The sequence below is a fragment of the Brachybacterium netajii (SeqCode) genome (genome assembly GCF_054114245.1).
Genome location: NZ_JBSYXB010000022.1, coordinates 1 through 557, shown reverse-complemented (window position 1 = coordinate 557; position 557 = coordinate 1). Strand labels below are relative to the sequence as shown.

1 protein-coding gene is annotated in these 557 nt (G+C 64.8%); it reads right to left on the bottom strand.

Translation table 11 applies throughout. The features are described 5' to 3' along the window. Window positions 1–554 (bottom strand): superoxide dismutase (locus ACXET9_RS16080; protein WP_457887690.1); only part of this gene is annotated, 554 nt, incomplete at its 3' end. Window positions 555–557 lie beyond the last annotated feature (3 nt).

Sequence of the window (557 nt, the reverse complement as noted above, 5' to 3'; positions counted from 1 at the left end):
AGACCCGCGGCGTTGGACCGCGCGTTCTCGAACCGCGCCTGGACATCCGCCCAGTTCACGATGTCCCAGATCGCCTTCACGTAATCAGCCTTCACGTTCTTGTAGTCCAGGTAGAACGCGTGCTCCCACATATCCAGCTGGAACAGCGGCACCGTCGCGACCGGCACACCGTTCTGCTGATCGTAGAACTGCTCGACCACGAGCTTCCCGCCCAGCGGCTCATACGCCAGCACGGCCCAGCCCGAGCCCTGGATCCCCAGCGCCGCCGCCGAGAAGTGCGCACGGAACGCATCGAACGACCCGAAGAACTCATCGATCGCCGCCGCCAGCTCACCGGTCGGCTTGTCCCCGCCCTCCGGCGAGAGGTTCTTCCAGAAGATCGAGTGGTTCGTGTGACCGCCCAGGTGGAACGCCAGGTCCTTCGACAGCTGGTTGATCGTCCCGAACGAGCCCGCCGCACGCGCCTCGGCCAGCTGCTCCAGCGCCGTGTTCGCACCCTTCACGTACGCCGCGTGATGCTTCGAATGATGCAGCTCCATGATCTGACCCGAGATCGC